We start from the raw sequence: 511 nt of genomic DNA, 5'->3' as shown, positions 1-511 counted from the left end.
CAGCAACGTCGCTGCCAGCTTGCCGATGCCTGTGCCGTCGATGCGGATGGTGGTGAGCGCGGGCGTGGTGTCTTTGGCGAACACCTGGTCGCCGTAGCCGACCACGCGGAGTTGCGCCGGCACGGCAATGCCGCGATGTTCCGCCTCCATCAGCACGCCGAGCGCAAGGATGTCTGCGCCGCAGAAGATGGCGTCGGTGTCCGGATGTTGCTCTAGCAATATGCCCAGTGCGCGCCGGCCGTCGCCGAGGCTGGCGGGGGATTCGGCGGCCATCACGGGAATGTCGGCCTCTGAGCCGAACGCCTTCACGAAGGCTTGCGCGCGGGCCTGTGCACGGCGGTCGCTCGGCGTGATGACGGCGGGGCGCTTTGCGCCGCGTTGTTTCACATAGCGCGCCGCCGCCTGGCCGACCTTCTGGTGCGAGAAGCCCACCAGCATGTCCAGCGGGTTGCGCGTGATGTCCCAGGTTTCCACTACCGGTACGCCGGCCGCCTGCAACTTCTGCCGCACG

Annotated in this window: 1 protein-coding gene; it reads right to left on the bottom strand. The window is 68.1% G+C overall.

All coding sequences use genetic code 11. The features are described from left to right. Positions 1 to 511: substrate-binding domain-containing protein (locus ACWKV5_RS29705; protein WP_483844162.1), on the bottom strand; the 511-nt coding region annotated here is incomplete at both ends.

The sequence above is a fragment of the Pseudomonas oplopanacis genome (genome assembly GCF_057128725.1).
Note: the sequence above shows the minus strand (reverse complement) of the source record. Positions and strands in the feature narration are given on the sequence as shown.